This window comes from Antrihabitans spumae (assembly GCF_043944905.1).
Classification (GTDB): Bacteria; Actinomycetota; Actinomycetes; order Mycobacteriales; family Mycobacteriaceae; genus Antrihabitans; species Antrihabitans spumae.
This window is the reverse complement of record NZ_JBIMSN010000145.1, coordinates 29,970-55,135: the sequence shown is the minus strand read 5'-3', so window position 1 is coordinate 55,135 and position 25,166 is coordinate 29,970. Positions and strand designations below refer to the sequence as shown.

General features: G+C 64.7%; 23 protein-coding genes. 12 read left to right on the top strand and 11 right to left on the bottom strand.

Features of this window, described 5'->3' with window-relative positions:
• Positions 1-92 precede the first annotated feature (92 nt).
• The 4 genes from ACHIRB_RS28195 to ACHIRB_RS28180 are packed head-to-tail and all read right to left on the bottom strand — an operon-like array spanning position 93 to position 4,025.
• Complete coding sequence (locus tag ACHIRB_RS28195; RefSeq protein WP_395125578.1) at positions 93-923, bottom strand: ABC transporter ATP-binding protein; 831 nt, start codon at positions 921-923, stop codon at positions 93-95.
• Positions 920-1,957: a FecCD family ABC transporter permease gene (locus ACHIRB_RS28190; RefSeq protein ID WP_395125577.1), complete on the bottom strand. Its 1,038-nt coding sequence runs from the start codon at positions 1,955-1,957 to the stop codon at positions 920-922. The genes ACHIRB_RS28195 and ACHIRB_RS28190 overlap by 4 nt, the downstream gene beginning before the upstream one ends.
• Entirely contained in the window at positions 1,954-3,009 is a 1,056-nt protein-coding gene (locus tag ACHIRB_RS28185) for a FecCD family ABC transporter permease (RefSeq protein WP_395113840.1), read from the bottom strand. The genes ACHIRB_RS28190 and ACHIRB_RS28185 overlap by 4 nt, the downstream gene beginning before the upstream one ends.
• Positions 3,006-4,025 (bottom strand): ABC transporter substrate-binding protein, encoded by a 1,020-nt coding sequence (locus tag ACHIRB_RS28180; RefSeq protein ID WP_395125576.1) that lies wholly within the window; start codon positions 4,023-4,025, stop codon positions 3,006-3,008. The genes ACHIRB_RS28185 and ACHIRB_RS28180 overlap by 4 nt, the downstream gene beginning before the upstream one ends.
• Positions 4,026-4,197: 172 nt before the next feature.
• Between ACHIRB_RS28180 and ACHIRB_RS28175 the strand changes: the two genes are divergently transcribed.
• From ACHIRB_RS28175 to ACHIRB_RS28145, 7 genes are all read left to right on the top strand, one after another.
• A complete protein-coding gene (locus tag ACHIRB_RS28175) occupies positions 4,198-4,941 on the top strand; it encodes an enoyl-CoA hydratase/isomerase family protein (protein WP_395113836.1) in 744 nt (247 codons plus the stop codon).
• Complete coding sequence (locus tag ACHIRB_RS28170; protein WP_395113835.1) at positions 4,938-5,087, top strand: hypothetical protein; 150 nt, start codon at positions 4,938-4,940, stop codon at positions 5,085-5,087. The genes ACHIRB_RS28175 and ACHIRB_RS28170 overlap by 4 nt, the downstream gene beginning before the upstream one ends.
• Before the next feature lie 126 nt (positions 5,088-5,213).
• Positions 5,214-5,507, top strand: coding sequence for a hypothetical protein (locus ACHIRB_RS28165; RefSeq protein WP_395113833.1), 294 nt, complete (start codon positions 5,214-5,216; stop codon positions 5,505-5,507).
• A 54-nt stretch (positions 5,508-5,561) separates the two neighbouring features.
• Positions 5,562-7,256, top strand: a complete 1,695-nt coding sequence (locus tag ACHIRB_RS28160) for a CocE/NonD family hydrolase (RefSeq protein ID WP_395125575.1) — start codon at positions 5,562-5,564, stop codon at positions 7,254-7,256.
• On the top strand, positions 7,256-9,358 hold the full coding sequence (locus ACHIRB_RS28155) for a M20/M25/M40 family metallo-hydrolase (RefSeq protein ID WP_395125574.1): 2,103 nt from the start codon (positions 7,256-7,258) through the stop codon (positions 9,356-9,358). The genes ACHIRB_RS28160 and ACHIRB_RS28155 overlap by 1 nt, the downstream gene beginning before the upstream one ends.
• Before the next feature lie 85 nt (positions 9,359-9,443).
• A complete protein-coding gene (locus ACHIRB_RS28150) occupies positions 9,444-11,027 on the top strand; it encodes a CHAD domain-containing protein (protein WP_395125573.1) in 1,584 nt (527 codons plus the stop codon).
• A 10-nt stretch (positions 11,028-11,037) separates the two neighbouring features.
• Positions 11,038-11,790: a ParA family protein gene (locus tag ACHIRB_RS28145; RefSeq protein ID WP_395113826.1), complete on the top strand. Its 753-nt coding sequence runs from the start codon at positions 11,038-11,040 to the stop codon at positions 11,788-11,790.
• 4 nt (positions 11,791-11,794) lie between these two features.
• On the opposite strand, the gene ACHIRB_RS28140 is transcribed toward ACHIRB_RS28145, so the two are convergent.
• The 4 genes from ACHIRB_RS28140 to ACHIRB_RS28125 form a co-directional block, all read right to left on the bottom strand.
• The gene (locus ACHIRB_RS28140) at positions 11,795-12,751 is read right to left on the bottom strand and encodes an endonuclease/exonuclease/phosphatase family protein (RefSeq protein ID WP_395113824.1); all 957 of its coding nucleotides are present in this window, start codon (positions 12,749-12,751) and stop codon (positions 11,795-11,797) included.
• 25 nt (positions 12,752-12,776) lie between these two features.
• The gene (locus tag ACHIRB_RS28135; protein WP_395113823.1) at positions 12,777-15,791 is read right to left on the bottom strand and encodes a bifunctional [glutamine synthetase] adenylyltransferase/[glutamine synthetase]-adenylyl-L-tyrosine phosphorylase; all 3,015 of its coding nucleotides are present in this window, start codon (positions 15,789-15,791) and stop codon (positions 12,777-12,779) included.
• Positions 15,792-15,849: 58 nt separating this feature from the next.
• Complete coding sequence (locus tag ACHIRB_RS28130) at positions 15,850-17,190, bottom strand: glutamine synthetase family protein (RefSeq protein ID WP_199706876.1); 1,341 nt, start codon at positions 17,188-17,190, stop codon at positions 15,850-15,852.
• Between the two features lie 101 nt (positions 17,191-17,291).
• Entirely contained in the window at positions 17,292-18,872 is a 1,581-nt protein-coding gene (locus ACHIRB_RS28125; protein ID WP_395127808.1) for an alpha/beta hydrolase, read from the bottom strand.
• A gap of 82 nt (positions 18,873-18,954) precedes the next feature.
• On the opposite strand from ACHIRB_RS28125, the gene ACHIRB_RS28120 reads away from it, so the two are divergent.
• Positions 18,955-19,788, top strand: a complete 834-nt coding sequence (locus tag ACHIRB_RS28120) for an O-methyltransferase (protein ID WP_395125571.1) — start codon at positions 18,955-18,957, stop codon at positions 19,786-19,788.
• A 43-nt stretch (positions 19,789-19,831) separates the two neighbouring features.
• Here ACHIRB_RS28120 and ACHIRB_RS28115 read toward each other — a convergent pair whose 3' ends face one another.
• The 3 genes from ACHIRB_RS28115 to ACHIRB_RS28105 all read right to left on the bottom strand — a co-directional run bounded on the left by ACHIRB_RS28115 (position 19,832) and on the right by ACHIRB_RS28105 (position 21,881).
• Positions 19,832-20,707 (bottom strand): DUF559 domain-containing protein, encoded by an 876-nt coding sequence (locus tag ACHIRB_RS28115; protein ID WP_395125570.1) that lies wholly within the window; start codon positions 20,705-20,707, stop codon positions 19,832-19,834.
• Between the two features lie 93 nt (positions 20,708-20,800).
• Positions 20,801-21,034 carry a hypothetical protein gene (locus ACHIRB_RS28110; RefSeq protein WP_395125569.1) on the bottom strand — a complete coding sequence of 78 codons (234 nt, stop codon included), beginning with the start codon at positions 21,032-21,034 and terminating at the stop codon, positions 20,801-20,803.
• A gap of 7 nt (positions 21,035-21,041) precedes the next feature.
• Positions 21,042-21,881, bottom strand: a complete 840-nt coding sequence (locus tag ACHIRB_RS28105) for a DNA alkylation repair protein (protein WP_395125568.1) — start codon at positions 21,879-21,881, stop codon at positions 21,042-21,044.
• Between the two features lie 172 nt (positions 21,882-22,053).
• On the opposite strand from ACHIRB_RS28105, the gene panB reads away from it, so the two are divergent.
• The 4 genes from panB (at position 22,054) to pip (ending at position 25,165) form a co-directional block, all read left to right on the top strand.
• Positions 22,054-22,893 (top strand): 3-methyl-2-oxobutanoate hydroxymethyltransferase, encoded by an 840-nt coding sequence (gene panB / locus ACHIRB_RS28100; protein WP_372433218.1) that lies wholly within the window; start codon positions 22,054-22,056, stop codon positions 22,891-22,893.
• Between the two features lie 137 nt (positions 22,894-23,030).
• Complete coding sequence (locus ACHIRB_RS28095) at positions 23,031-23,696, top strand: hypothetical protein (RefSeq protein ID WP_395113816.1); 666 nt, start codon at positions 23,031-23,033, stop codon at positions 23,694-23,696.
• Between the two features lie 52 nt (positions 23,697-23,748).
• The gene (locus tag ACHIRB_RS28090; RefSeq protein WP_395113814.1) at positions 23,749-24,198 is read left to right on the top strand and encodes a hypothetical protein; all 450 of its coding nucleotides are present in this window, start codon (positions 23,749-23,751) and stop codon (positions 24,196-24,198) included.
• Between the two features lie 13 nt (positions 24,199-24,211).
• Positions 24,212-25,165 (top strand): prolyl aminopeptidase, encoded by a 954-nt coding sequence (gene pip / locus ACHIRB_RS28085; RefSeq protein WP_395113813.1) that lies wholly within the window; start codon positions 24,212-24,214, stop codon positions 25,163-25,165.
• Position 25,166 lies beyond the last annotated feature (1 nt).

Here is a 25,166-nt window from a genome sequence, read left to right as displayed (position 1 = left end):
ACGCGGCTCCGCCGCGTGCTGACGCCGACGCCAACAGTTCCATTCACGTAGCAGACTCACGAACCGCCTGGGGCCTCAGGATGCTCCAGGCGTCACGCGTCGGCGGCACAGGCGCTGTGATGTCGCCCGCGCGGGACGATCATCGGCGTTCCCGCAACCGGGTCGGGGACCACTTCGCAGTCGAGACCGAACACATCCTTGATCACCACTGCCGTCGCGACCTCCGCCGGCGGACCCTCGGCAACGATCGCGCCTGCCTTCATCGCGACGACGTGGTCGGCGTAGCGGAAAGCAAGGTTCAAGTCGTGCAGAACGAGGACGACCGTCGTGCCGGATTCTCGGTTGAGATCGATCATCAGGTCGAGTAGTTCGATCTGATTGCTGATGTCGAGAAACGTGGTCGGCTCGTCGAGCAGCAGTAGGTCGGTCTCCTGGGCGAGGACCATCGCGATCCACACCCGTTGCCGCTGACCACCCGAGAGGTCTGAGATCCTGCGGTCGATCAGGTCACCGGTCCCGGTGGCTTCGAAGGCGCGAACCAGTGCGGCTTCGTCGGCCGAGTTCCATTTCCGGAACCATCCCTGGTGTGGATAGCGGCCGCGACCGACCAGGTCGCCGACCGTGATCCCGTCGGGTGCGACCGGGGATTGCGGCAGCAGGCCGAGCAGTTTGGCGACCTCGATACTGCGCATGTCCTGAACCGACCGCCCGTCGAGCAGGACGGTCCCGTCGCGCGGCGGGAGCAAGCGTGCCAAGCCGCGCAAGAGTGTGGACTTGCCACATGCGTTCGCGCCGACGATGACGGTGATGCGTCCGTCCGGTATCCGGACGTCGAGGTTACAGACGATGTCGGTCGCGCCGTAGCCGAGGGTGAGGTCCCCGGCGCGCAGGTCGTGGCCGTGTGCTCGCGTGCCCGTTTTCATCCGCCACGTCCTTCTCTGTTCGTCGTGGCGATCAACCACAACAGGTACGGCGCTCCGACCGCGCCGGTGATTGCGCCCGTCGGCAATTCGGTGGGTAGCAGGTGGCGGCACACGAGGTCGGTCGCGAGAACGATGATGGCGCCGACCAATGCTGCGCCGATGATCGAACCCCTGGCAGGTCCGAGCAACGCTCTGGCGATCGGTCCCGCGATCAACGCGACGAACGCGAGCGGTCCAGCGACCGCAGTGGCGAACGCGACGAGAACGATCGCGATCAAGAGCAGAGCGAGCCGAGACTTCTCGACGCTTAGGCCGAGAGCTCGTGCTGTGTCGTCGCCGAGTTCGAGTGTGCGCAGTTGCCGATCGAGGACGAGTGCCGCAGGCACCAGAACGAGCAGTGCGATCACCAACCACTGCAGCGATCGGTCGCTCCCCTGCCCGATCGAGCCTGCGAGCCAGTGCATCGACTCCTGCGCGTCCGAGATTCGTGCGCGAGCGACCGTGAAATAGACGATCGCAAGCATAAATTCCGAGACCCCGATACCGATGAGAATGAATCGATAGCCGGTGATGCCGTCGCGCCACGCCAGGATGTAGATCAACAGCGAGCTGACGAGCGCTCCGCCGAAGGCCAGCGCCGAGATTGCCAGTCCACCCAAGTGCAGCAACACAATTCCGACGACCGCGGCCAAGCTTGCGCCCGCAGACACGCCGACGAAATCGGGTGAGGCGAGAGTATTGCCGAGCAGCTGTTGGAACACCGTGCCCGAGACACCGAGCGCCAACCCGACACAGAGTGCGGCAAGTGAATGTGGCAGCCGAATGTCGCGGACGATGAAGTCGATACTGGGTTCGTCGACGAGATGCAGGACCGATCGGATCACGTCGGGCGCAGACAAAAGTGAGCTGCCGAGCATTATGGAGGCCACGAAGAGTACGACCGTCAGCGCCGCGAAGCTGCCGAGGACGACGGACTTGCGCCGGGTCCGCGCTCGTCGATCACCGCGGACCGCAGCGACCACGTCGGCCGTCACAGCTCCGCCAGGTTCTTGTAGCGAACGAGCAGAACGAACGCGGGCGCTCCGAGCACGCCGAGCACGATCCCGACCTCCAGCTCCGAGTCGGTCGGCATGACCAGACGGCCGACGATATCGGCGGCAAGGAAGACGAGTGGCGTGAGCACGATGCAGTAGGCAAGGATCCAGCGATAGTTCGGTCCGCAGATCATTCGTGCAAGGTGCGGCACGACGAGTCCGATGAACACGATGGGTCCGCAGGCCGCGGTTCCTGCCCCGCACAGCAGGATGACCGCTACGAAGACGACCGCTCGGGTTCGGCCGACGTTCTGGCCGAGCGCGCGAGCGGTGTCGTCGCCGAGCGCCAAACCGTTCAGTGCTTTGGCCGCCCCGAGGGCGAGCACGATACCGACCGCGATGAACGGCAGCACCTGCCAGAACACCGGCATGTACCGACCGGCCAGCGACCCGACCTGCCAGAAGCGCAGCTGATTCAGCGCACGCACGTCGGACATGATCACGGCGGTCGTCACAGAGGTGAGCGCGGCCGTGACCGCGGCGCCCGCGAGAGCTAGCTTGACGGGCGTTGCGCCTTCCCGCCCGAACGAGGCGACCGAGTAGACGACGACGGTCGCGATGCCGGCGCCGACGAAGGCCAGCCAGACGTAGCCGCCGACGGACTCGATCCCGAATGCCGTGATGCCGAGGACGACCGCGGCAGCGGCGCCCGCGTTGATCCCCATGATTCCGGGGTCGGCGAGCGGATTGCGCGTCACACCCTGCAGCAACGCACCGCTGAGGCCGAGCGCTGCACCGACGAGCAGACCGAGCAGGGTCCTCGGCACCCGCATGTGCCGGACCACCGTTTCCGGCGTCGACGACGGATCGAAGTTCGTGAACGCATCGATCACCGTCGACAGGTCGACCGCGCGTGAACCGAGCACCAGACTCGCAAGCGACATCACGGCAAGCGCAACGATCGCGAGGACCAGGCCCGACGCAAGAGCGCGATCGTCCCTCGACGCCGGCTTCCGAGTCGCGGTGAGGGTTGCGGTGGGTGTCGAACTCACCCGACCAGGTCGGCGTTCGCCGACTGCACTGCCTTGGTGAGCTGTTCCAGCTGCGTCGCGTAGTCGGAGTAGGTGTGCAACCAGTACGCGGGCCAAGGCACGACCGCGTCTGCCTTGGCTGCCGCGACGCTGGTCCACGACGGCTGCTTCTTCGCGTCGTCGAGGTTGGCAGGGTAGGAGCGGTCGTCGATCAGGAGCAGGTCGGGCTGGTATCGGTCGGCATTCTCCCAGCTCAGCGTCTCCCAGTACGGGAAGCCCTCGTCCGGCCGCTCGGGATCGACGACGTTGAGCCCCCAGCTCTGAAAGTCGAGCAATTCGGGTGCGTACTTCGGCACCGCGACGGCGAGTCCGTCGGTGGTCGGTGACACGGCAAGGGCGGTGAGGCCCGGCTTGGCCGCGGTTGCCTGCGTGAAGTTGCTGCGAGCGGTCTCGAACCGTTGTTTGTTCGCCGCAACGGTCGGATCGTCGAGTTTGCCGCCGAGACTTGCCGCGAGCTTCTCGTAGCCTTCGATCAGCTCGACGATCGAGTCACCCTGGCTCGGTCCCACGACGGGTGCCAGGTCAGCGAGCTTCTTGCTTTCCTCCTGCACGCCGGCCTCGAAGCCGGAGTGCGCGTTCTCGACGGGCCACCAGTCGCCGACGATCAGGTCGGGCCGCAACGACGCCGCCTTCTCGACGTCGATCTCGCCGAATGTTTCGCCGAGTATCTCGACGCCGGAGAGGTCGAGGTCTTTCGTTCCTGGGTCGGTTGTCACGTCGGAATCGGCCCACACCGCGATCGGCTTGATTCCGAACGACATCAGCGCTGCCGCGGCATAGGCGTGCGCGATGATTCGCTTCGGTGTGTGATCGACCTCGACAGTCTCTCCCGATCCGTCGACGAAGCTCCACGGTCCGGAGGTGTCGTCAGCGCTCGACGACGAATCGGATGAGCACGCGCCGCTGAACGACAGTGCAAGTAGTGCCGCAACCAGCACCGACAGGCGGCGCACGGCTGGATTCGAGTGTGGCTTCACGGCTGGGTCCGTTCGAAAAAAGGTGAATGAGACAAGCAGGCAGGCGAACAATAGATAGGCAAGCCTAACCATATCTACGCGGTGGTTGGCAACTTCGGCGACGGGCGTCCGCGATAGCCTCTGCCACGAGGTCGGCCCAGCTGGTCGGCGATCGACGACGGGAGCGCAACCCATGCTCGAAGTAGTGCGAGAAGGTCCGATTCTGCACGTGTGGCTGAACCGGCCTGCGAAGCTGAATGCCCTCGACGACGACGCACTCACCGAACTCGCGGACGTGTTCACGGGTCTGCAGCGCAGCTTCGATGTGAAAGTCGTCGTACTCGGCGGTCGGGGTCGGTCGTTCTGCGCGGGCGCGGATCTGGGCAACCTTCCCGGCGTTTCCGGCATCGGCGAGCGGGAACGCCGGTGGCACGGCCAGGTCGGCTACCGGGCGTGCCAAGCCATTGCCGACTGCGACGTCGTAACGGTGGCGCGGTTGCACGGCCATGTGCTCGGCGGCGGACTCGCTCTGGCATTGGCCTGCGACTTCCGAATAGCGACCGACGACGCGTCCTTCGGCCTGCCCGAGGTTCAGATCGGACTCCCATTGACCTGGGGTACCGTTCCGCGACTCGTGACCGAGATCGGCGCAGCGCGCGCACGTGATCTCGTGATGTTGGGTACCCGAATCGATACGGCGACCGCCGAGCACTACGGGATGGTTCATCGGTCGACACCTGCCGACGGCATCGACGACGCTGTGCGGGCTGTGGCCGACCGAATCGTCGCCACCCCCGAATACGCATTGCACACGACCAAATCGCAGTTTCAGGCCTACGCCCGACCCCTCGGCGACCCGACCTACAGCGACGGTGACGCGTTCATTGCGGGGGCAGCGTTTCGGGACGTCCCGCACAGGGCATCTCCCCACACATGACAACAAAACCGGACCAATCCGACACCGGCCCTGCCAACGCTGACGACGACGTCGTAAGCGACCCAGCAGACGGTTCGGCTACAGATTGGTCCGACGAGGGTGGAGCAACCAAGGAAGGTCCTGCGACGGACGCCGAATCCGACTGACACCACGCGTGGTGGTTCCCCTCACATCCGGGTTTCGTTTGCTCTCCACAGGGAATCCGCACTACAAGACATTCGACCGCGGCGGTATTCGATGCAACGGAGGATCACTCGATGGAGGAGAACTCGATGCAAGAAGACAACACGGGAGTACACGCCGACGAAGACCGGACCACCCGTAGCCACGCGGGCGAAGGAATCGAAGACGCTCGCAACTTTCCCGGCTACGCGCTGGTGCTGGCAGGACTTGCCTGCCTCGCCCTCGCGTTGACGGCAGCGGGATACGGGTTCAGCGGCTGGGCTCTGATTCTCGGCGTAGCCTGCTTCGTCGCACTGGCTGGAGGCTTCGCCTGGGTGACCCTCGAGCACAGGCGTGTCAAGAACAACGAGGGTAAGAACCTGACCGACCAGGCCGGGCACTGACCCCAGCTCTACCGTCTGGACAACCTGCGGTCCGCCCGCTTGGCTTGACCTCCTATGGTCACGCAACGAAGCCGGTATCGACGCCGCACCCACTCTCGGAGCTGTGCAGTCGCAGGCATTCTCGCCGTTCTGCTCTCCGTGTTCGTCCCGTTCCAGGCAGGCGCTGAGCCGACCTCGGCTGGCTACACCTGGACCGAGGACTACCTCACGACACCTGACGGCGAGCGCATCCACGTAGACGTGTTGCGCCCGGCCGGGCTTGCACCCGATGTGAAGACTCCGGTGATTCTGACCGCCAGTCCGTATCGATCACATCTGATGTATCTGTCGGTTCCGCTGGTGCACCGTGGACCGTCGTTGGAGAACATTCCCATCGAGCTGTTCATGGAGCGCGGCTACACCTACGTCATCGCCGACCTCCGTGGTTACGGCGGTTCGACCGGGTGTCCCGACTGGGGTGGTCCGGGTGAGCGGACGGACGTCAAGAGCGCGGTCGAGTGGGCGGCTGTGCAGCCGTGGTCGACCGGCAAGGTCGGCATGTACGGCATTTCCTACGAGGGCTGGACCGGCCTGATGGGCATTGCCGAACAGCCGAAAGGCCTTGCCGCCGTCGCGGCTTTCGAGCCCGTTCCCGATCCGTACGCCTACATCTATATGCAGGGCGTCTCGTGGAACTTCACAGCCAAGCCCGTGCTCGACGTTCCGATCCTGCCTGGTGAACTTGTGATCGGCACCGAGCATGTCGCCATATCGCAGACACCGGGCAGGCCCGACGACACCCCCGAGTACCGCGCCGCCGCATCGAGCACGCCACAGAGTTGCTACGGCACCTACGTGGACAACATGCGAAACAACGATCCGAATACGCCGTACTGGCAGGACCGAAACCTCGTCGATCGGCTCCGAGGCGCCACCACTCCCCTGTTCCTGCAACAGGGTTTCGTCGATCTGAACACCCGGGCCGACCGCATCTTCGAACTGTGGAACGGCCTCGGCAATGCCGATCACCGGGCCTGGTTCGGCCAGATCGGCCATCGCACCTGCCTTACCGACTGCCGACCGACCTTCGCCGAAGAAATGCTCACCTTCTTCGACAAACACGTTGCAGGCAAGGATGTTTCGGTCCCCGGACCGAAGATCACCGTCGGCCAGTTCGACGGCCGCTGGCGCTCGGAGACGCAGTGGCCACCTGCCGACGCCGCGCGGGTCCGCGCCGAACTTCGCACCGGAACCTACGTCGATCGCGGTTTCGTCAGAGCGCCGGACCGTGAAATCTGGTCTGTCACCGAGCCTCTCACGCAGCCCGCGCATCTTTCCGGCACCGCCTCCATGACAGCGCAGGCACGCGGGCCCGCAAACGCGAGTCTTGCGGCGGTGGTCTACGACGTCGCACCGAACGGTGCCGCGACGGTGATCACCTTCGGCATCTCACTTCTCGGTCCGGACGGCCGCATGAATCTGCGTCTGGTCGGGCAGGACTGGCCGATCCGCGCCGGCCATCGGATTGCCGTCAAACTCACCGACACCGTCGAAGACATGTGGACACGTGCACCGACCGGCGCGACGGTGACGGTCGAGCAGGCGACGATCGAGCTGCCGCTGCTCATCCGCGAGCGCCGACCCGACCTCGAAGGCGGACCGACCGCGGGTATCGAGAAGAGGTACCGCGAGATGACCACTACCCTGGAGCCGCAGACGATCGCGAACGCGGTCATACCGTTGCAGTTGCCGAACAGGACCGATAACTAGTGGCACCAGCGCTCGATCATCTCCTCCTCGCAGTACGAGACCTCGAGCGCACAGCACGGGAATTCCGGGCGGCAGGCATCGACGTCGTCGCAGGCAGCGCACCCGGCCTGCCACATTCCGGGGTACCGACGGCAGGGGCGAGGATCCCCTGCCGAAACGGGGTCGCCATCGACCTGCTGTCCTATGGCGTCAGCCCGTACGGCCAGGCGGTGCGCTTGCTCGCGAAGACGCCGGCGTGGGGCCCACTGCGCAGTCGCGGATCGGCAGTCGAGCGCTACATCGGCGACGGTCTCGCGACGACCGAAGGACTGATCGGGATGTCGATTCGTGTCGACGATCTCGCCGCAACAGTCCGAGCGTTGCGAGACGCGGGGTTCGACGTCGACGACCCCGTCGACTTCACCCGGACCGATGCGACAGGCGCCGAAAGCGGGTGGCGAGTTGCATCCCCGAACGATCCCACGTTGCCCATCCTTGTCGAGCCCATCCTTGTCGAGCAACTGATTCCGAGCGCAGCTGCACAGGAATCCGGGATCGACATCGACTGGATCGCGGTCCGTACCGACGACACCGATCGCACCGCGACCGGCTACCGCGTAGTCCTCGGCGAACCCGATGCCGACGGCTCGTGGCAGCTCGGACCCGTCGCGATCCGCCTGGACGGCGGTGGTCGCTCTCCCGGGTTGCCGAAGCTTCGAGCCTGCCTCGGAGCGACACCGCTGCCCCGATCCGGGTCGTCACTCGGCCTTGTCGATGCGTTCAACACCCTCGACAGCCACAGCGCGGCATCGATCGATCGACTGGCACAGGCGCTGCGATTGCAGACCGTGTCCTACGAGGACCCGACGCGGATCGACGACAGCCAGTTCGTCCAACTCGGCGAATTGCTCGAAACATCGTTTCCCAAAGCACATTCCGAACTCACCGTCGAAAAGTTCGGGCACAGTCGGCTGTATACGTGGCCAGGCACCGACCCGAAGCGGGTCGCCGGTTTGTTCCTCGCCCACATGGACGTCGTGCCCGTCGACGACCCCGATCGGTGGACGCATCCACCTTTCAGCGGCGTCGTCGACGACGAATTCGTCTGGGGTCGTGGCGCAATCGACGACAAGAGCCGGGTACTCGCGCTGCTGGAGGCGATCGAGGGTGCGTTGACCGACGGCGTTCGACCGACGGGGACGCTCTATTTCGCTTTCGGTCACGACGAAGAGATCGGTGGCGAGAACGGTGCCTGCGTGATCGCTCGCGAATTGCTCGAGCGCGGCGTGCGTGCCGAGATCCTGCTCGACGAAGGTGGCGTGGTCACGCGCGGTGTGGTCGACGGAATCGACCGTCCCGTGGCGTCGATCATGCTCGGCGAGAAAGGTTTCGCGACGGTCCGACTCTCGACGCGCGACCTCGGCGGTCATTCGTCCATGCCGCCCAAACATACTGCTGTCGGCCGAATTTCGCGTGCGGTCGTCGCGCTCGAAGACAACCCGATGCCGTTGCTGATGTCGCCGACCGTGCTCGACATGACAAAGCGGTTGGCGCCCTTCATGTCCGAGCCACGCCGTTCGCTACTTCGGTCCGCAGAGCGATTCAGTGGTGTCATCGCGCGGATCCTCACCGCTCGCCCGCAAACCGAGGCTCTCGTTCGCACTACAACCGCAGCGACCGTGATCAGAGGTGGTGTGAAGGCGAACGTCCTACCGCAGCACGCCGAGGCCCTCGTCAACTTCCGGATCCTGCCCGGCGAATCGGTGGCCGATGTCCTCGCCCACTGCCGCGCAACGATCGCCGACGACCGTGTCGACATCGAGTTGGCACCCGGCATGCTCGCCGAACCGTCACCGGTGTCACCGTCGGACGGCCCCGAATTCGCACTCGTCGCCGAGTCCGCCAGAAAAGTACTTCCCGACGTCGCGGTCACGACGGGATTGGTTCCCGGCGCAACGGACGCCCGACACTACAACGACGTCGCGGCTGTCCGATTCAACTTCGCCCCGATCATCCTCGAACAGGCCGACCTGGAGCGGATTCACGGTTCGGACGAACGTATCTCGCACGAGAACTATCAGCGGCTGATCGCATTCGACCGCATTCTCATCGAGCGGCTCTGACTCCGGCGAAGGGCGATCTGCGTCCCGACCGGAGCACGACTACGCTGGTCGATAGCCGGCCCCAACAGCGAGGAATCCCGTTGCCGTGGCGAATACTTCAGAGTCGACGATGTTCGACTGGCGTGACGACCCGACCGATTGCGACGCCGATGCGATCACCGCAGCACTCGCACCGATCACTGCCGACTACGACCTGGCATTCGGTGCACGGCGAGTACACACGGCGACCTATCTCGACACCGTCGACGGGCGGTTGGGCAGTCGTGGTCTGGTGCTCACCCACGAGCGCGGTACCGCCGACAACCTCGCGCTTCTCAGCCGCGAACAGGTTCTGACTGCCGTACTTCCTGAACAACCGCATTGGCCCGCGCGCATCGAACAACTCCACGAATCGCCGCTACGAGACGCACTTGCCGACGCGATGTGGATCCGCGCCGTCGGCCCGATCGCGCACGGACGGACGGTGTCCCGCGTTGTTGCCGTCCTCAATTCGGACGCGAAGACGGTTGTTCGGATCCACTGGACCGAAGTACATATCGACGGTCACGACGACACCGCTGTCGCACGGCTCGAGATCAAACCTCTGCTCGGCTATCAGCACGATGCGAACAACGTTGCCGACGCCCTACGCGCCGCGGAATCCTTCGACGTCGCCGACCGAGATTTCGTGGACACGCTGATCGCGGTCACTGCCCAACCGACCGCTCAACCACCGCCACCGATGACCGCCGACACCCCTGCAGCTGCGGCTGTAGCCACGGCACTGCACGGTTTCGCCGACGCCATCGCGGCCAACGTCGCCGGTGTCGTCGACGACGTCGACACCGAGTTCCTGCACGATCTTCGCGTCGCGGTCAGACGGACCCGGTCGATGCTCAAACTCGCGGGAGATGTTCTGCCCGACGGGCTGAAGGAACGCGTCGAACCCGATTTCCGGCTGCTCGGCGATCTGACGACGCCGACGCGCGACCTCGACGTCTACCTGCTCGACCTGCCGACCCTCGGCGATCATCTCCTCGTCGGCGAGCCGACGGACCTCGTACCGTTCGGCGAGCATCTACGCAGGCAACGTGAACTGGAACTCCGCAAACTGGTCCGAGTGTTGCGGTCGAAACGCTTCACCGATTTCCTCGCGACGTGGCGGGAGTCGCTCACCGCGGTAACCGCAGTCACAGTCACAGTCACCGCCGAAGCTACGGAATCGTCGACCCCGACCGCCGGAGCGCTTGCATCGCAACGAATCATGAAGACCTACAAGAAGGTTGTTCGGCTGGCGAAGGCGATCACACCCGACTCACATCACGACGAGGTGCACTCACTGCGCAAGCGCTGCAAAGAACTCCGCTACCTACTCGAGGTGTTCGGTCCGGTATGCGAACCCGAGGCACACAAGGCCACCGTCAAGGACCTGAAGAAGCTTCAGGACCTGCTCGGCGACTTCCAGGACGGTGAGATGCAAAGCGCCGGGCTGCGAGTCTTCGCCACCCAGATGCTGGAATCCCGCGAACCCACCGTCGCCGCGCCGCCTGCTGCCACTTTGCTTGCGATGGGCGAACTTTCCGCGCATTTCGCGCGCCAGCAGGCGAGTGCCCGCGCGGCTCTCACCGATCAGCTCGACCGATTTCTCGGTTCGAAAGCGCGCCACCGGATCGAGGCCATGCTGCCATGAGGGTGCTGCCATGAAGACCATCGCGTCGTACACGATCAAGGGCGGCGTCGGAAAGACGACAACAGCGGTCAACCTCGCCTACCTGAGTGTGCTGGACGGCAACCGAACTCTGCTGTGGGACTTGGATCCCCAAGGTGCCGCCACGTTCCTGTTCCGGGTGCAGCCTCATGTCAAGGGCGGCAGCGCGAAGCTGGTCCGCGGTAAGCAGTCGGTCGAATATGCCTTGAAGGCAACCGATTTCGAAGGGCTGGATCTCCTGCCCGCGGATTTCACCTACCGCAACATGGATATCGATCTGTCCCGCAGCGATCGCAAAGCAAAGCACTCGACGCGAGCGATCGCGGAGCTGCTGAAGGACCTGTCCGCGGACTACGACGTCGTCTTTCTCGACACGCCGCCGAGTCTGTCGCTGGTATCGGAGAACGTGCTGCACGCCGCCGATATCGTTGTGGTGCCCATCATTCCGACTGTGCTCGCTGCGAGGACCTTCGACCAGCTGACCGATTTCGTCGCAACGTTCGAAGGACGAAAGCCGATACTGCACGGCTTCTTTTCCATGGTCGACCGCCGAAAAGCCCTGCACCGCGAGATAGTTGCGACCTTGCCGAGCCAACGGTCCGGGGTGAGCGCAACCGCAATCCCCTCGCTGTCCGCGATCGAATTGATGTCGGTACATCGCGCGCCGCTACCGTCGTTCGCACCGAACAGCCCAGCGGCCAAGGCGTATCGCGCGCTTTGGGACGAGATCTCCGGACTGCTCTGAACTCTCAGCGCAGCCGGATGTCCGCGATGACAGCCATGTGGTCCGTCCCCTCGATGTGGACGGTGCGTAGCTCGTCCGCGTGCGCCCCGGCCAGCAGAATATGGTCGATACCGATGATCGGCGGGAAGCTCTTGTCCGACGGATACGTCCGCAGCATCCCCGCACCGACTTGGTCGGCCGAATCTTCGATGCCCGTGTCGAACAGCTTCCTGAACAGCGAATGATCCTGTGTCGCATTGAAATCAGCGCCGACGACGACGTGCTCCGTGCTGTCGGGCACGGCGTCGAGAATGTCCCTGATGCGCTCCATCTCCCCCGACCACGGTTGCGGACCACTCGGAAACGGCGGTACGGGGTGGAAAGCGAACACCGTGACCTCGTCACCGCTCGGCAGTGTCGCGCGAGCAGACACCTGATTCAAGATGAAGCCGTCGTGGTTCACCTGGTCGGACAGTGGGAAGCGACTGAAGATTCCGGTGCCCTCGGCGCCGATGTCGGCTTCGACGTAGCGATGGGGCAGAACTGCTGCGATCCCCGCCGCATCGAGCCGGGCAACACTGTCCGGCGTCAGCTCGTCGATCGTGAGAATGTCGACGTCGTTCGCCGTCACCTCGCGGACGACAGCAGCTGCGTCACCTTCGCCGAAGTAGATGTTGGACTGCATGATCGTCAATGCCTGCCCTGTGCCAGGGGTACCGCTCGCGACGTAGACCGGTAGTTGCGTCGCAACGGCTGCGCCGATCGCCAACACAGCCGCACCGACCCCGATCCAGTGCTTCGCAAGTGCAAGCAGCAGCAGGCCGAGCACCGCCGCGATCATGACGTACGGCGCAAACGATGCCAACAGCACAAAAAAGCGACGTGACGAATCCAGCCAGTGCAGCGCGACGCCGAACGCCCCGATTGCTACTGCGATCCAGCCGAGTCCGATCACGACGCGGCGCCCCCATCTGGTCCCCATGCCGTCCAGTATGCCGACGCGGCGGCTACTCCCCGCCGAACACCCGCTCCACCACGGCTTTTGCCCGTCGTGTCACGCGTAGGTAGTGGTCGAGGAACTCGCCGCCGTCCCGATACTCGGCCCCCGCGACGTGAGCGACCGCGGTCAGGAGTCGACCTGGCCCGGGAATCTGGTCGGTCGGCTTACCTCGCACAAGGACCAGAGCGTTGCGGGCCTTGGTCGCGGTCAGCCAGGCATCGCGAAGCAGGCTCACGTCGGCGGCACTGAGCAACTCGGCCGCCTCGATCGCCGTCAAGGTCTCCAGCGTCGACGTGTTGTGCAAGCTCGGCACCTCACGCGCGTGCTGCAGTTGGATCAACTGAACGGTCCACTCGATGTCGGCAAGACCACCGCGCCCGAGCTTGGTGTGCGTCGCTGGATCCGCGCCACGGGGTAGCCGTTCGGCGTCGACGCGTGCCTTCATCCGCCGGATCTCACGAACGGCGGTCGGCGATATCCCGCCTTCGGGGTATCTGATCTTGTCGATGACATGCAGGAACCGGATGCCGAGTTCTTCGTCGCCCGCCATCTGGTGCGCCCGCAGCAGGGCCTGCACTTCCCACGCCTGGGCCCATTGCTTGTAATACGCGTCGTAGGCCGCGAGCGTGCGCACGAGCGGACCGTTGCGGCCCTCCGGCCGCAGCCCTGCATCCACCTGCAGCGGCGGATCGGTACTTGGTGCGCCGAGCAGTTTCGTCACCTTCTCGGCGATCGAATTGGCCCACTTGACGGCCTGGGCTTCGTCTTCACCTTCTTTGGGGTCGCAGACGAACAGCACGTCCGCGTCCGAGCCGTACCCGAGTTCCCAGCCGCCGAGCCTGCCCATGCCGATCACGGCAAACGTTGCGGGCGCAGGCGCACCCCGTTCGGCTTCACTAGCCTTGATCACCGATTGCAGCGACGAATTGAGCACGGCTGCCCACACCGACGACAGCGCCCGGCAGACCTGTCGCACATCGAGCATGCCGAGGATGTCGGCCGACGCGATGCGGGCGAGCTCGTGTCTGCGCAGTGCTCGTGCGGCGGCGATCGCTCGTTTGGGGTCGTCGTAGCGTGCCGACGACGAGACGATCCCGCGCGCGACATCGGCCGGATTCGGACCGATCAGCAACGGACCGTTCGGACCGTCCGCGAACAGCCGGATCGCCTCCGGCGCCTTCATCAACAGATCGGGAACGTAGGCCGAGGACCCGAGCACGATCATCAGGCGCTGCGCGATCGCGCCTTCGTCTCGCAGCTCTCGCAGGAACCAGACCTGATCGTTCAGCGCTTCCGACACCCGCCGGTACGCCAGCAGTCCGGCGTCGGGATCCGGTGTGTCACCGAGATATTCGAGCAGGGTCGGCAACAGCAGCGCCTGGATGCGGCCCTTGCGCTCGGGTCCGGCAGCAAGCGCTTTGAGGTGACCGAGCGCGTTCTCCGGTGCCAGGTAGCCGAGCGCGGCCAGCTGTCGGATGGCCGCGTCGGGACTGAGTCGCAACGCTTCCTTGTCGAGCTTGGTTATCGAGTCGAGCAGCGGCCGGTAGAAGAGCTTGGCGTGCAGGCGGCGGATTCGATGAGCGTTGCGTTTGATCTCGGCGTTGAGGACGCCGAGGCTGTCGTTGCGTCCGTCCGGTCGCAGGTGTGCGGCCCTGGCGAGCCAGCGCAGCGCCTCTTCGTCCTCCGGTGGCGGCAGGGTGTGGGTCCGCTTGAGCTTCTGCAGCTGCAGCCGGTGTTCGAGCAGCCGCAGGAATTCGTAGGACGCCGTGAGGTTGGCGGAGTCGTCACGCCCGATGTAGCCGCGCGTCGCAAGCGCGGTCAACGCGTCGACCGTGCTGGTCACGTGCAGGGCCTCGTCGGTGCGGCCGTGCACCAATTGCAGTAGCTGGACGGCGAATTCGACGTCGCGCAGGCTGCCTCGTCCGAGCTTCAGTTCGCGTTCGCGGAGATCTTCCGGCACGTTGTCCTCGACGCGACGCCGCATCGCCTGGGTCTCGGGAACGAAGTCCTCACGTTCGGACGCGGTCCAGACCATCGGGAGCAGCGCGTCTTGATACTGCTTGCCGAGCGCCATGTCGCCCGCCATCGGACGGGCCTTCAGCAGTGCTTGGAACTCCCAGGTCTTCGCCCAGCGCTTGTAATACGCGATGTGCGAATCCAGCGAGCGCACCAGAGCGCCCTGCTTGCCCTCCGGCCGCAGCGCAGCATCCACCTCGAAGAACGCGGCGTTGCCGATCCGCATCATCTCCGACGCGATTCGGCTTGCGGGCGTGTCGGCAGGCTCGGCGACAAAGATGACGTCGACGTCGCTGACGTAGTTGAGCTCGCGCGCACCACATTTGCCCATCGCGATCACTGCGAGCCGAGACGGGCACGGCTCGTCGGGGCACACTGTCGCGACCGCGACGGAGAGCGCTGCCGTCAGCGCGGCATCGGCAAGATCGGCAAGGTGCCTACCGACGGTGGCGTACGGGACGACCGGCTCGTTCTCGACGACAGCCGCAACGTCGGCGGCAGCGAGCAGCATCAGCTGATCGCGGTACCGCTTGCGCAACACAGGTACAACGGTCGGTCCGGTCACCGCCGCCCGGTACAGACCAGGCGATGCGTTCGGCCCCGTTTCCGGTGTCGCACCGACGGCGTCCAACATGGCGTCGCGCATCGCCTCCGGAGTCGGTAACGACGTGTTGTGCAGCAGTTTCCAGCAACCGGGGTCGAGCAGGATGTGGTCGCCGAACGCAATCGAGGCACCGATCAACCCGAACAGGCGGCCGCGAAGCGGCTTGTCCGTGCGCAGCAGTGATTCGAGTTCGGACCAGTCGGCGCCGAGATTTTCCTGCAGTTTGACGAGCGTCTTCAACGCAAGGTCGGCGTCGGGTGCACGCGAGAGCGACCAGAGCAGTTCGATGCTGTCGGTGTCTACCCAACCGAGGGTCTGCAGATCGGCGGGTGCCGACGATTCGACGAGTCCGAGGCGGCCTGCGCTCGGCACGACGGAACGAGCGGCGGGAGGTCGAACCATACGGTCAAACCTACAGCGCGCCCGAAACCTACGGTGCTACCGCCTCGGTGCAGGGGCCTTACAGGCCGAGGTACTCCTTGAGCTCGAACGGCGTTACGTGGCTACGGTATTCCGCCCATTCCCTGCGCTTGTTGCGAAGGAAGAAGTCGAAGACGTGCTCGCCGAGTGCTTCGGCGACCAACTCGGATTTCTCCATCGACTGCAGAGCTTCGTGCAAACTGCCCGGCAGCTCCCGGTAACCCATCGCGCGCCGCTCGGCCGACGTCAACGACCAGACGTCGTCTTCGGCCTCGGGCGGCAACGTGTAGCCCTTCTCGATGCCGCGAAGTCCGGCGGCGAGCAGGACCGCGAACGAGAGGTAGGGGTTGCAGGCCGAGTCTGGGCTGCGGATCTCGACGCGCCGCGACGACGCCTTGTTCGGCGTGTACATCGGAACGCGGACGAGAGCCGACCGGTTGGAGCGTCCCCACGAGACGGCCGTCGGCGCTTCGCCACCGTGAATCAGCCGCTTGTAGGAGTTGACCCACTGGTTGGTGACGGCACTGATCTCGCTTGCGTGCTCGAGGATGCCTGCGATGAAGGCTCGCGCTGTATCGGAGAGCTGACCCGGGTCGTCCGGGTTGTGGAATGCGTTGGTGTCGCCTTCGAAAAGGCTCATGTGGGTGTGCATCGCCGAGCCGGGCTGATCGCTGAACGGCTTCGGCATGAAGGTCGCGCGCACGCCCTCGTCGATCGCGACTTCCTTGACGACGTAGCGGAACGTCATGACGTTGTCCGCCATCGACAGTGCGTCGGCGTAACGCAGGTCGATCTCCTGCTGGCCTGGCGCGCCCTCGTGATGGCTGAATTCGACGGAGATGCCCATCGACTCGAGCGCGTCGATCGCATGCCTGCGGAAGTTCGGGGCCTGGTCGTGCACGGCCTGGTCGAAGAAGCCGCCGTTGTCCGCCGGAATGGGCGGGGTGCCGTCGAGCGGACCGTTCTGCAGCAGGAAGAATTCGATCTCCGGATGCACGTAGCAGCTGAAGCCGAGATCGCCTGCCTTGTTGAGCTGGCGGCGCAGGACGTGGCGCGGGTCGGCCCACGACGGCGAACCGTCGGGCATCGAGATGTCGCAGAACATCCGTGCGGAATGCTGGTGGCCCTTGCTCGTCGACCACGGCAAGATCTGGAAGGTCGACGGATCGGGACGTGCGACCATGTCTGCTTCCGACACTCGCGCGAAGCCTTCGATCGCCGATCCGTCGAAACCGATGCCCTCTTCGAACGCACCCTCCAGTTCGGCGGGAGCGATCGCAACGGACTTCAGATATCCGAGCACGTCGGTGAACCACAGTCGGACAAACCGAATGTCGCGCTCTTCGAGGGTGCGGAGCACGAATTCCTTTTGGCGATCCATGCCCGCGAGACTAGGCACCTAGCGTTAAATCCGTGTTACATCGTGAAATCTGTCGCATCATCGTGACGCCCACCTGCACTATCGATCGATAGAAACCGAGTTCAGCAGGTCAGGTCGGGCGCCGGCGGCGTCAAATCTGTCAAATAATCGATCACGGCGTCGTCGACGCACCGCTCCCCAGACGACAACGCGACGGTGTGCTGAGTACCGCGGAACGTGATCAGTGACGCGCCGAGTTGCCGAGCCAAATTCACGCCGGCCTGATACGGAGTCGCAGGATCGTCCGTCGTCGAGACAACGACAACCTTCGGCAGACCGGGTACCGACAGGGTGTGCGGCTCACCCGTATTCGGCACGGGCCAGAACACACACGAATCCAGCGGCGCCTGCCCAGTCCCCTTCCCGTCGTCGAGGAACGGTGCAACCTCGCGAATCCGCAGATTCGTTTCCCCGACCTTCGCGCGGTCGGTTATTCGTGGATCGTCGACGCAGCGGATCGCTTCGAAAGCGTCGTTCAGATTGGAATAGGTCCCGTCGTCGAGGCGACCCGAGTACAGATCTGCCAAGCCGAGCAAGGTGTCGCCGCGACCCTCCTGCAACTCCTTCAACCCTGTCGTCAGCGGACGCCACAGCTGCGGCGAATACAGCGCCTGCAGCACACCCGTCTGCGCGTCGTTGTAGCCGAGCCCGCGCGGGTCGGTCGTGCGTGCCGGTCTGTCGATGAGCGGATCGATCAAGGCTCGGAAGTTGCGGTTGGCGTTCGCAGGATCGGTACCGAGCGGGCACTGCGAACTCTCGGCGCAGTCGGCCGCATAGTCGTCGAATGCCTTCTGAAAACCGGCGAACTGCTTGACGAGTTCGTCGAGCGGATCTGCCTCGGGGTCGACGGCACCGTCGAGCACGAGCGCCCTGACCTTCTCGGGAAACGCCTCCGCATAGGCGGCGCCGATCCGCGTGCCGTAGGAGTAGCCGACGAAGTTCAGCTTGTCGTCGCCGAGCACGGCTCGGATGATGTCCATGTCGCGAACGACCTCGCGTGTCCCGACGTGGGCGAGCAGATTCGTGCCGGACCGCTCGGCGCATTTGTCGGCGACCTCTTTCTCCTCCTTCTCGGTCTCGGCGATGCCTGCGGGTGATTCGTCGATGTCGAGGTCTTGGCGTTCCGCGTCGTTCTCCGCAGGGGTCAGACAGCGAATGGTCGGCGTGGACGCACCGATGCCCCTCGGGTCGAATCCGATTCGGTCGAAGCGTTCTTCGACGGCTGTCCCCGAACCGACGGTCGCCGCCATCGACAGACCGCCCAATCCCGGACCGCCCGGGTTGAACAACAGCGAACCGATGCGGTCGCCCGACGCTGGCGACCTCGAGATCGCGATCTGTGCCTCGTCACCGTCGGGGTTGTCGTAGTCGATCGGAACGGATATGCGTGCGCACTCGAGACTCGAACTCAGCGGCTCGTCGGTTTCGTAGTCGTCGCACGAACCCCACGACGGTTTCTGCGAATAGAACTTTTCGAGACCAGGAGCGACATCGGTCGAGGGGTTTGTTTCGCTGCTCTGCGCCGGTGCCGACGGCGTTGTACTGGTCGTATTCGATTCGGAACCGGCAGTGCAGCCCGCGAGCAACGCTCCGACGCAGGTACCGATGGCGATTGCTGTGACGGTTCGTTCGACGATCGGCATACCGTGATGGTGCCACGGACGCCTAGGCTTCCAGTTGTGGCTGCTGCTTGCGGCACACGGGTAGTGCGAGAGGATCGAATACATGGACCCACGACGACTCTTCCGCCGCGCGCTTGCTGTGGTGGGGGTGCTCGCGGGAGCGATCGCCATCAACGAGCTTGCGGGTAAACCACTTCCGCTGCGGTGGTCGATCTTCCGATCCGCCGTCGGAGCGAACATGGCCAAGACCGGCCAGGTCGGGGACGGGCGCGAAAAAGCTGCGGTCGCATACGTTCTCGCCAACGCTCGACACGGCGACCTGGACGACGTGATTCGCGTGCTCGACGATTTCGCCCGCAATCGGCGCTTTCTGATGAACATCGGTGACGAGAAGGGCCCGATCCTCGAACGGGCGATCACACGGTCAGCGCCGAAAGTGCTCCTCGAGGTCGGCACCTACTGCGGGTACAGCGCGCTGCGGACCATCCGCGCGATGCCCGCCGACGCGCGCCTGTTCTCGGTCGAGATCAGTCCGGCGAATGCTGCTATCGCCCGGCAGATCTGGGAGCACGCAGGCGTTGCCCGGCGGGTGACCGCAATCGTCGGCATGCTCGGCGACAGCGGCAAAACCATCGACACGCTGCGCAGGGACTACGGATTTGCCGACGGCACTGTCGATTTCGTGTTCCTCGACCACACCAAGAGTGCCTACCTGCCCGACCTGCAACGCATCATCGAGACAGGCTGGTTGCATCCAGGCACCGTCGTCGTCGCCGACAACGTGAAGTGGCCGGGAGCGCCCGACTACCTCGCCTACATGCGCGCCAACGAGGCCTCGCTGTGGCAGACGATCGAGCACGAAGCCCATGTCGAGTACCAGAAGTTGGTCAAGGACCTCGTCTTGGAGTCGGACTACCTGGGAGCGCGCACATCCTGAAGACTTGCACCCCCTGCAGGGGCGCCAACTCTTCACTATCCGGTCAGGCCGCTCGGCGCAAAGCAGTCGCAACCTCGGCGAGCACCCGATCGGACTCGTACTCCAAGTCGTGCCAGGTGTAGCGGAGGACATGCCATCCGGCGTTCACCAAGATGTTCTGCCGCGCGCCGTCCCGCGCGAACCGCTCGGCATCGCGATGCCACGACCAGCCGTCGACTTCGATAGCGACTCGTTCGCGAACGAAGGCTACGTCGATCTCGAAGCCGAGGCTGCGGACGTGCACCTGCCAACCGGTAACACCTGCCCGCCGGAACAATCGCAGGAGCATCCGCTCGGCCTCCGAGGCCCCACCCTCTCCGGCCGCACTCAGCAGTCGTGCCGCTGCGCTCGCGCCGGCGCGTCCAGCATTTCGCTCGTGAACGACGCTGAGCTGCGCGAGCGTCGTATACCGTTGCAGCGCACGATCCATCAGAACCGCTCCGCGGGGAATCGCGACGGACGCTTCGAGGACTGCCAGTGGCAATCCGACAACGGCGAGGTGCCGACGACTGACGATATCGGCCGGATGCAGCGTGCGGTGCCGCACACGAACTCCCTTTATCGGCCGAATTCGTCGACTCGATGGGATCGTCACGCAGTGCGGGACCACTGGGCGATCCATCAGTCCGTGCCACCACGCGGCTGTAGGTCCATCTGCAACCGCGCCCTCACCTGCAGCGAAAACCGCGGCTCTGACCTGCGCGGCAGCTGCGAACTCGCGATCGGCCCGAAGGTATACACCGCGCGAAACCCTGCGCCACTCCCCGGTGGTCACGCGATGTGAAATCGACTTCTGGGTCATTCCGAGTCGCGTGGCCTGCTCGCGAGAGATCACACCGTCTTGGCGCGCCATCGTCGCGTGCACGGCTCGTGGAGTCATACCGGGTTGGACGCGCGTGCCGCAGATCGGTTCCATCGACCCACAAATCGTGAAGACTTACGCCCCCGCGAGGGGGTCCAACTCTTCAGGATGTCAGGCAACCAGGTCGAACACCGCCCGACCGTATGCGACGCCATTGACCTGCAGTTCCAGTGCGTGTTCGCCGAGGTGCAAGACCCGGGTGGTCCGCGGCTGCATGGCAAACGACTTCGCGATGTCGATGCTCTCCCCCGGTTGCAGCGAACTCACCCCGATCTTGAACACCTTCGGCCGGGTCTCGCCGTTCGATTTCTGAAAGTGCAGAACGAAATCGATCGCCGCTCGCACCGGTTCGCTACCCACCATTGGTGACGCGCGCAGTGAATCGAACCGAGTCACCGAGCGCGACGACGGACTCGGCGACGGTCGGACCATCGACGACGAACTCCGCTCCCGTGAACCCCATGACCTCGAGCGCCCTCGGGTGTCCCTTCTTGACCAGGGTGCGCAGCGCGTGCCGCGAGACGCGCTGCGTGTTGTCGTCGGGTGCGGACAACCACCCGGCCGCGATCTCGGCTGCGACGTCGGGGTGGTCACGACTCAGATCGTTGACGTGGTTCGCTGCGGACCGCCGGACGTACTCGGACTCGTCGCGATACAGCCGATCGACGATCGCACGGGTGTACGGCCGCCCTACCAGCGCGGGAACGCCCTTCGCCCACGGCAGGTGCGATCGAGTGCCCTCGCTGGCGAGCCGACGCACGTGCTCGTCGGGGTGGCTCGTCCACGTCTCGGCGATGCCGATCGCTCGCTCCAGGCGCGCGGCGAGCATGGCTCGGATCGCGAACTCACCCGTGAATCGTGTCGTGAGGAGAGCAAGCACCGCCATCGCGTCGTCGAAGTCGTGGACCCGATCGGTTGCAAGAGCTCGATCGACGACGGCCTCGGACACAGGCCACAGCATCCAGCCGCGCAATTCCTCGTCGGCGAAGGCGGCGCGGACCAGCCGAGCCGTACTGGCATAAGAATCCGGGAGATCGAGCAACAACGCATCACGTACGACGTCGACCCGCTGACGAAGCTTCCTACCAGCGACAGCCCCAGCCGCGAGGGTCAGAGCATCCGGACGAAACCCCGCATTGCCGAGCAATCGGGACAATTCGCCGACCACCGCGTCGTCGATGAGCTCGTCCATCGCTCCCACTGCTGACCCTCGGATCTCTCACATGGCCGAATGTGACCAACGGCACGAGCAACTGTGCTTCGAATGCTCACCTGCTGGTGGCAGACTCGACTATGTCATCACCCACCCGGGGACCCGTACAGGGCCTCGAGGCTAGAAAGGGACAAAGATGTCCGATTCACAGATGTCAGAAACCAACGCATACGGATCTGCCCCGGCGGCTACCGCCAAGCGCAAGACGCGGGTCCACCATCTGCAGGCAATGAAACAGTCGGGCGACCGTTGGGCCATGCTCACCGCCTACGACTACTCGAGCGCCAAGATCTTCGAAGAAGCCGGCATCCCCGTCCTTCTGGTCGGCGACTCGGCAGCCAACGTCGTCTACGGCTACGACACCACCGTTCCGATCACCATCGACGAGCTGATTCCGCTGGTTCGCGGGGTGGTTCGAGGTGCGCCCAACGCGCTCGTCGTTGCCGACCTCCCCTTCGGCAGCTACGAATCCTCGCCGGAGCAGGCGCTCGCCACAGCGACGCGCTTTATGAAGGAAGGTCTCGCGCACGCCGTCAAGCTCGAAGGCGGCGAGCGAGTCGCAGCCCAGATCGCGACGATCACGGCTGCTGGCATTCCCGTCATGGCCCACATCGGCTTCACCCCGCAGAGCGTCAACACCCTCGGTGGATTCCGCGTGCAGGGTCGCGGCGACGGCGCCGAGCAACTTGTCGCGGACGCTATCGCTGTTCAGGAAGCGGGCGCATTCTCGGTCGTCATGGAGATGGTGCCCGCGGAGTTGGCCGGCCAGGTCACCCGCAAGCTGACCATTCCGACCGTCGGCATCGGCGCAGGCCGTGAGTGCGACGCACAGGTGCTCGTCTGGCAGGACATGGCGGGCTACACCTCCGGCAAGACGGCGAAGTTCGTCAAGAAGTTCGGCCGAGTCGGCGACGAGCTTCGCAACGCTGCTCTTGCCTACGCCGACGAGGTTTCGCGTGGCACGTTCCCCGCGGAGGAGCACAGCTTCTGACTCCGCCATCGGCCCAACCGCTTCTGGATTGGGCCACAAGGGAATTGAGTCGGCGATCGATAGCGGTCGTCGACTCGGCCCAACCGCGAACCCGACCGTGGTCGACGATCGTACGAATCACGACCGACGCCGGGGCGATGTACGCGAAGGCAAACGCACCTGGCTTCGCTCACGAAGGTCCGCTCGTCGAGTGGCTCGCGCAGCACGCACCCGACGATGTCGTCGCACCGTTGGCTATCGACGCCGCTCGGGGCTGGGTGCTCAGCCCCGACGGCGGACCGACCTTCGACGTCGGGTCCGGCGACTGGACCGACGTCGTCGCCTCCTACGTTCGCCTGCAAAAGCACGTCGAACCCGCCGTAGACGAACTGCGAGCGATCGGCGTTCCGTATCTGCCGCCATCGGCGTTGAGCGCGTTCTATCGCCGAACAGCGGACGCCACGGCCGAACTCGTGCCTGCCATAGATCACTACGCGGCGATACTCACCGACTCGGGGCGAATCACGCTCGAACACAACGATCTCCACGCCGGCAACGTCTTCGGCGGCGGGCAATTCTTCGACTGGGGCGACTCGGTGCTCACCCACCCGTTTCTGTCGTTACGCATGCTCGAAGGTGATTGGCGGCAACGGTACTTCGACGCGTGGGGCGAACCCGTCGACCAACGAGAACTCGATGCCGCAGAGCGGCTCGCGCCGTTAGTTGGGTTACACCCCTGGACTCACATCGACCCGCTGACCGGGCCATGGGCAGAGTTCGTCGCCGACCTGCACGCCCGGCTGCGGCGATCGCTCACCCTTTGATGGCACTATCGGTGGCAAGCAAGCTCCACACCAACAGAGCATGAGGTGCCTTATGTCGGTCCGTCCGAACGCAATTGCGTGCCTGGTCGGCGCGCTGGCCACAGTCGGCGTCGCGGCCGGTTGCTCGAGCCCAGCCACCGACGATGCCTCGACCAACTCGTCGCTGACGGTCCCCAGTTCAGGCGTGCAGCAGACGTCGACGGTCCCCGCGCCCCCAGGTGCGGTGAACCTGTCCGACCAAGCCAAGCAGCAGCTCTGCACAGACCTCGAGATCCCGCTGTCTGACTGGCGTGTCCAGGGGCCGACGCTCGGCAGGCCAGGTCTGCTGATCCTCGTCAACCAGTGGGCGCTCGGCGCCGGTGGACCAGGTCTCAATCTGCAGATCGCCAACGATCGCTCGATCGTCGACACCATCACAACCGAAACCTGCCCGGACATCCGCAGGCAGGCGATCGAGGCGTTGAACCTGCCCGATCTCGCATCCGGCCTCATCGGCCGCTGAGCGACCCGCCGTCATGCGTCACCTCTATCCCGAGATCGATCCGTACGAGACCGGCTTCCTCGACGTCGGTGACGGACAACGGATCTACTGGGAGTGCAGCGGAAATCCGACGGGCAAGCCTGCGGTGTTTCTACACGGCGGACCTGGCGGTGGCACGGCACCGTTCAACAGGCAGTTCTTCGATCCGAAGGCATATCGGATCGTGCTGTTCGACCAGCGCGGCTGCGGGAATTCGACGCCGCACATCGCCGACGGCGCTGACCTGTCGGTCAATACGACGCAACACCTCGTCGCCGACATCGAGGCACTGCGGATGCACCTGAGCATCGACCGGTGGTTGGTGTTCGGCGGTTCGTGGGGTTCGACGCTTGCGCTCACCTACGCCCAGGCGCATCCGGATCGGGTGACCGAACTTGTGTTGCGCGGCATTTTTCTGTTGCGGCGCTCAGAGATCGATTGGTACTACAACGGCGCGGCGGGCAACGTGTTCCCGGAACTGTGGGAGCAGTTCGTTGCGCAGATACCGCTTGCAGAGCGCGACGGCGACTTCGTCGAGGCCTACCATCGGCTGCTGAACTCCCCCGACCGTGCGGTCGCGACCGCCGCAGCCGTTGCGTGGTCGACCTGGGAGGGTGCGACAAGTGCGTTGCTGCCCAAGCCCGATCGTGTTGCTCAGACTGCAGAACCACGGTTCGCGCTGGCCTTCGCGGTGATCGAGAACCACTACTTCCACAACCGTGGCTTCCTGGAAGACGGGCAACTGCTGGCGCAGATCGACGTGATGTCGCACGTTCCCGGCGTCATCGTGCAGGGGCGCTACGACATGGTGTGCCCGGCCACGAGCGCGTGGGAACTGCACAAATCCTGGCCGGCATCACAGCTGCACATCGTCGACGACGCTGGTCATGCAGCCAACGAGCCAGGCATCACCCACCACCTCGTCGAGGCGACGGACCAGTTCCGGTAGG

Bases quoted from the DNA above. Each gene is read 5' to 3' on its own strand.
- pip (WP_395113813.1), top strand. From the start codon at position 24,212: ATGCGTCACCTCTATCCCGAGATCGATCCGTACGAGACCGGCTTCCTC.
- ACHIRB_RS28105 (WP_395125568.1), bottom strand. From the start codon at position 21,881: ATGGACGAGCTCATCGACGACGCGGTGGTCGGCGAATTGTCCCGATTG.
- ACHIRB_RS28165 (WP_395113833.1), top strand. From the start codon at position 5,214: ATGCAAGAAGACAACACGGGAGTACACGCCGACGAAGACCGGACCACC.
- ACHIRB_RS28115 (WP_395125570.1), bottom strand. From the start codon at position 20,707: ATGACTCCACGAGCCGTGCACGCGACGATGGCGCGCCAAGACGGTGTG.
- ACHIRB_RS28135 (WP_395113823.1), bottom strand. From the start codon at position 15,791: ATGGTTCGACCTCCCGCCGCTCGTTCCGTCGTGCCGAGCGCAGGCCGC.
- ACHIRB_RS28140 (WP_395113824.1), bottom strand. From the start codon at position 12,751: ATGGGGACCAGATGGGGGCGCCGCGTCGTGATCGGACTCGGCTGGATC.
- panB (WP_372433218.1), top strand. From the start codon at position 22,054: ATGTCAGAAACCAACGCATACGGATCTGCCCCGGCGGCTACCGCCAAG.
- ACHIRB_RS28145 (WP_395113826.1), top strand. From the start codon at position 11,038: ATGAAGACCATCGCGTCGTACACGATCAAGGGCGGCGTCGGAAAGACG.
- ACHIRB_RS28120 (WP_395125571.1), top strand. From the start codon at position 18,955: ATGGACCCACGACGACTCTTCCGCCGCGCGCTTGCTGTGGTGGGGGTG.
- ACHIRB_RS28090 (WP_395113814.1), top strand. From the start codon at position 23,749: ATGTCGGTCCGTCCGAACGCAATTGCGTGCCTGGTCGGCGCGCTGGCC.
- ACHIRB_RS28095 (WP_395113816.1), top strand. From the start codon at position 23,031: ATGTACGCGAAGGCAAACGCACCTGGCTTCGCTCACGAAGGTCCGCTC.
- ACHIRB_RS28195 (WP_395125578.1), bottom strand. From the start codon at position 923: ATGAAAACGGGCACGCGAGCACACGGCCACGACCTGCGCGCCGGGGAC.
- ACHIRB_RS28160 (WP_395125575.1), top strand. From the start codon at position 5,562: ATGGTCACGCAACGAAGCCGGTATCGACGCCGCACCCACTCTCGGAGC.
- ACHIRB_RS28175 (WP_395113836.1), top strand. From the start codon at position 4,198: ATGCTCGAAGTAGTGCGAGAAGGTCCGATTCTGCACGTGTGGCTGAAC.
- ACHIRB_RS28130 (WP_199706876.1), bottom strand. From the start codon at position 17,190: ATGGATCGCCAAAAGGAATTCGTGCTCCGCACCCTCGAAGAGCGCGAC.
- ACHIRB_RS28125 (WP_395127808.1), bottom strand. From the start codon at position 18,872: ATGCCGATCGTCGAACGAACCGTCACAGCAATCGCCATCGGTACCTGC.
- ACHIRB_RS28170 (WP_395113835.1), top strand. From the start codon at position 4,938: ATGACAACAAAACCGGACCAATCCGACACCGGCCCTGCCAACGCTGAC.